4 protein-coding genes are annotated in these 4,189 nt (G+C 72.2%); 2 read left to right on the forward strand and 2 right to left on the reverse strand.

Annotated elements, in window-relative coordinates; translation table 11 throughout:
• The coding region (locus tag GT045_RS06465; protein WP_161333573.1) for a SpoIIE family protein phosphatase at window positions 1–1,287 on the forward strand (1,287 nt) is incomplete at its 5' end.
• Window positions 1,288–1,479: 192 nt separating this feature from the next.
• On the opposite strand, the gene GT045_RS06470 is transcribed toward GT045_RS06465, so the two are convergent.
• Together GT045_RS06470 and GT045_RS06475 are read right to left on the reverse strand one after the other, a co-directional pair.
• On the reverse strand, window positions 1,480–1,716 hold the full coding sequence (locus GT045_RS06470; protein WP_161298446.1) for a hypothetical protein: 237 nt from the start codon (window positions 1,714–1,716) through the stop codon (window positions 1,480–1,482).
• Window positions 1,717–1,816: 100 nt separating this feature from the next.
• Complete coding sequence (locus GT045_RS06475) at window positions 1,817–3,652, reverse strand: glycoside hydrolase family 15 protein (protein ID WP_161298447.1); 1,836 nt, start codon at window positions 3,650–3,652, stop codon at window positions 1,817–1,819.
• Window positions 3,653–3,905: 253 nt separating this feature from the next.
• On the opposite strand from GT045_RS06475, the gene GT045_RS06480 reads away from it, so the two are divergent.
• Window positions 3,906–4,112 carry a hypothetical protein gene (locus GT045_RS06480; protein WP_161298448.1) on the forward strand — a complete coding sequence of 69 codons (207 nt, stop codon included), beginning with the start codon at window positions 3,906–3,908 and terminating at the stop codon, window positions 4,110–4,112.
• Window positions 4,113–4,189: the final 77 nt, after the last annotated feature.

Below are 4,189 nucleotides of genomic sequence, written 5' to 3' on the forward strand. Positions count from 1 at the left end.
CTGGACTACGGCATCCACTCGCTGATCACCGTGCCGTTGCGGGCGGGCAGTCTGGTGCTGGGCGTGGCGAACTTCTGGCGTGCGGACAAGCCGCAGCCGTTCGACGCCGAGGAGGTGGCCCTGGCGGAGGAGCTGGTGGCGCGGGCCGCGGTGTCCATCGACAACGCCCGCCGGTACACCCGCGAGCACAGCATGGCGGTCACCCTCCAGCGCAGCCTGCTGCCGCGCTCCCTGCCCGCGCAGGGCGCCCTGGAGATCGCCTACCGCTACCTGCCGGCCCAGTCCGGGGTCGGGGGCGACTGGTTCGACGTGCTGCCGCTGTCCGGTGCCCGGGTGGCGCTGGTCGTCGGGGACGTCGTGGGGCACGGACTGCACGCGGCGGCGACCATGGGGCGGCTGCGGACGGCCGTGCACAACTTCTCCTCGCTCGACCTGCCACCGGACGAGCTCCTCGGCCTGCTGGACGAGCTGGTCGGCCGGATCGACCAGGACGAGACGCCGGACGGTGACGCGGCCGTGGTGACGGGCGCGACCTGTCTGTACGCGATCTACGACCCGGTGTCCCGGCGGTGCACCCTGGCCCGGGCCGGCCATCCGCCGCCCGCGGTGGTGCGGCCGGACGGCAGCGTGGAGTTCGCGGACGTGCCCGCGGGCCCGCCACTGGGCCTGGGCGGGCTGCCGTTCGAGACGGCGGAGCTGGAGCTGGCGGAGGGCAGCCGGCTGGTGCTGTACACCGACGGTCTGGTGGAGGACCGGCAGCGGGACATCGACGAGGGCCTCGGTCTGCTGCGGGACGCGCTGCTGCGGACGCCGGGCACCTCCCCCGAGGACACCTGCCGTACGGTGCTGGACCGGCTGCCGGCCCGGCCGAGCGACGACGTGGCGCTGATCGTCGCCCGCACGCGGGTGCTGGACGGCGACCGGGTCGCCCAGTGGCAGGTGCCGTCCGAGCCGGCCGCGGTGTCCCGGGTGCGGGCCTCGGTGACCCGGCGGCTGGCCGCCTGGGGCCTGGAGGAGCTGGCGTTCACGACCGAGCTGATCCTCAGCGAGCTGGTCACCAACGCCATCCGCTACGGGCGCGGCCCGATCGGGGTACGGCTGCTGCGCGACCGCACCCTGATCTGCGAGGTGTCCGACCGCAGCACGACCTCGCCGCATCTGCGGTACGCGGCGAGCACCGACGAGGGCGGCCGGGGCCTGTTCCTGGTCGCGCAGCTCGCGGAGCGCTGGGGCACCCGGTACACGCCGACCGGCAAGGTGATCTGGGCGGAGCAGCCGCTGCCCTGAGCGTCCGGTGCGGGAGCCGTGCCGAGAACCACCCGCCGACGCCTCCGGTGGGCGGTGCGGGCGCGGCGGACCGCGACGCGGGGTTCACCGCGTCCCCGCCACGGCCGCCGGGGGCACACGGCCGCGCGGTGACCGGGCGGGTGCGGTCCGCCAGGCCCGTTCCGGATTCCGTCCGTGCGGGCGGAGCGGGGGTCAGCCGCCGCCCAGCCGCGCGCGCAGCAGCTGCTTGCCCAGCTCGGCGCCCTTGCGGCTGTCGGCCTGGGCCTTGCGGAACAGGTCCGCGACCTCGTCGTCCTTCTCGCGCTCCGCGTCCTGGATGTACTGCTCCAGCCGCAGGGCGTTGGCCAGGCACGCCTCGACGTACCAGATCAGGTTGTAGTCCTTGTCGCGGGTGCCGGTGACGTCACCGGTCTCGCTGGTGCTGGTCATCCGGGGTCTCCTCCCTGTGTCGTCCTGGTGTCGGTCCCGCTCGGGAGCGTCCCGGGTACCCGTGCGACCTGCGGACACACCGGCCCGGTCCGGCCGGGGGTCAGCCGAGGGCGCGGTCGAGGTTGAACGCCGCGCTGATCAGGGACAGGTGGGTGAACGCCTGGGGGAAGTTGCCCTGTTGCTCGCCGGTGCGGCCGATCTCCTCGGCGTACAGACCGAGATGGTTGGCGTAGGTCAGCATCTTCTCGAAGGCCAGCCGGGCCTCGTCGACCCGGCCGGCCCGGACGAGCGCCTCGACGTACCAGAAGGAGCAGATGGAGAACGTGCCCTCGTCACCGCGCAGGCCGTCCGGGCTGGCCTGCGGGTCGTACCGGTAGACGAGGGAGTCGGAGACGAGGTCCTCGGTGAGGGCGTCCAGGGTGGACAGCCACTTGGGGTCGGTGGGGGCGATGAACTTGGCGAGCGGCATCATCAGCACCGAGGCGTCCAGGACGTCGGCGTGCTCGTACTGCACGAAGGCGCCCCGGCGCTCCGACCAGCCGTGGTCCATGATCCTGCGGTAGATGGTGTCCCGGGCCTGGCGCCAGCGCCGGTGGTCGGCGGGCAGCCCGCGGTGGGTGGCGAGGCGGATGGCACGCTCGATGGCGACCCAGCACATCAGCCGGGAGTACAGGAAGGTCTTCCGGCCGCCACGGGTCTCCCAGACTCCCTCGTCGGGCTGGTCCCAGTGGTCGCACACCCAGTCGACGAGCTGGCACACGTCGTCCCACTGACCGCTGGAGATGGGTTGCGCCCACTTGTCGTAGAGGTAGATGGAGTCGATCAGCGCGCCGTAGATGTCCAGCTGGAGCTGGCCGGCGGCGGCGTTGCCGACCCGGACGGGTGCGGAGCCCAGGTGCCCCTCCAGGTGGGGCAGGTCGCGTTCGGGCAGGTCGGCGCGGCCGTCGATGCCGTACATGACCTGCAGGGGGCCGGAGGCGGCGCCGTCACCGGGGCTGATGTGCGTGGTCAGGAACTTCATGAAGGCGGCGGCCTCGCCGCTGAATCCGAGCCTGAGCAGTGCGTAGACGGCGAAGGCGGCGTCGCGGACCCACACGTAGCGGTAGTCCCAGTTGCGCTCGCCGCCGAGCTGCTCGGGCAGGCTGGTGGTGGGCGCGGCGATGATGGCGCCGGTGGGTGCGTAGGTGAGCAGTTTCAGGGTGAGGGCCGAGCGGTGCACCATCTCGCGCCAGCGGCCCCGGTAGCGGGACTGGTGCAGCCACCTGCGCCAGTAGGCGACCGTGGAGTTGAACTCCTGCTCCGCCTCGCGGTGCGCGCACCCGCGGGGCATCACCTGCTCGCCGAGCTGGTCGAGGGCGAACACCGCCGTCTCGCCCTCGGTCAGTTTGAAGTCGGCCCACGCGTCGCGGCCGTCGTGCTCCACGGTGACCGTGGAGGTGAGCGCCAGTGACCGGTGCGGGGACTCGAAGAAGAGCATGTCGTCCACGGGGCTGAGGGTGTGGGGGTCGGCCCCGTAGTTGAAGCGCGGGGCGATCAGCGCCCGGAACGGGACCGTGCCGCGGACGCAGACCACGCGCCGGATCACCCGGTGCCGGCTCACCTCCAGCGAACTGTCGCAGCACACGGGCATGAAGTCCTGCACCTCGCCGACGCCCTCCTCCGTGAAGAAGCGGGTGATCAGCACGTTGGTGTCGGGGAAGTAGAACTGCTTGGTGCGTGCCGGTACGGCGGCGGCCAGCTCGAAGCGTCCGCCCCGCTCGGCGTCGAGGATCGCCGCGAAGACACTCGGGGAGTCGAAGGAGGGGCAGCAGTACCAGTCGATCGTGCCGTTGGTGCCCACCAGCGCCACGCTGCGCAGGTCGCCGATGAGGCCGTGTTCGGCGATGGGCAGGTAGCGGGGGCCGGGTGCGTCCCCGGCGAACGGCGTCGCGGCCATCGGCGGCCTCCCGGTGAGCATGCGGTGCGTTATGAACGCTTACCTTACTTTTCCCCCACTTACGGTTGATTCTCCAGTGTGCGGGATGTTTTCCGGCTTGGGAACGCGTGGTTCCGTCCGGTGTGGGCAGGCGCTCCACACCCGCTCCCCAGGCGCTTCCGGATGCAGGGTGCGCCGGGGAGGGCAATGGTGAGAGTGTGCCGTTCGGAGGCACCGGCACGGATGCGGTCATCCGGACCGAGGAGGAGGCATCATGGCGACATCCACCCCTGAAGAGTCCCGTTCGTCGGACGACGTCTGCACCCCGGACGCCCTGCTCCACTCCGCGCCCTCGAGGGACGTCACCCCCGAGGACATGGTGATGGCGGCGGGCAGGGACGTCACACCGAAGAACCTCGACTGGGCGCGTCGCAAGCTGGAGTCGGAGGGTCCCGCGGCCATCGAGAAGCTGCTGCCCTAGGGCGGACCGGGGAACGGCCCCGAACGAACGGGGAAGGCGGGCCGGGCGGCGTGCGCCCGGCCCGCCGGCGTGCGCGG

The sequence above is a fragment of the Streptomyces sp. SID486 genome, assembly GCF_009865385.1.
Lineage (GTDB): Bacteria > Actinomycetota > Actinomycetes > Streptomycetales > Streptomycetaceae > Streptomyces.

Coding starts and splice junctions, on each gene's coding strand:
- GT045_RS06470 (WP_161298446.1), bottom strand. CDS start 1,716: ATGACCAGCACCAGCGAGACCGGTGACGTCACCGGCACCCGCGACAAG.
- GT045_RS06475 (WP_161298447.1), bottom strand. CDS start 3,652: ATGGCCGCGACGCCGTTCGCCGGGGACGCACCCGGCCCCCGCTACCTG.
- GT045_RS06480 (WP_161298448.1), top strand. CDS start 3,906: ATGGCGACATCCACCCCTGAAGAGTCCCGTTCGTCGGACGACGTCTGC.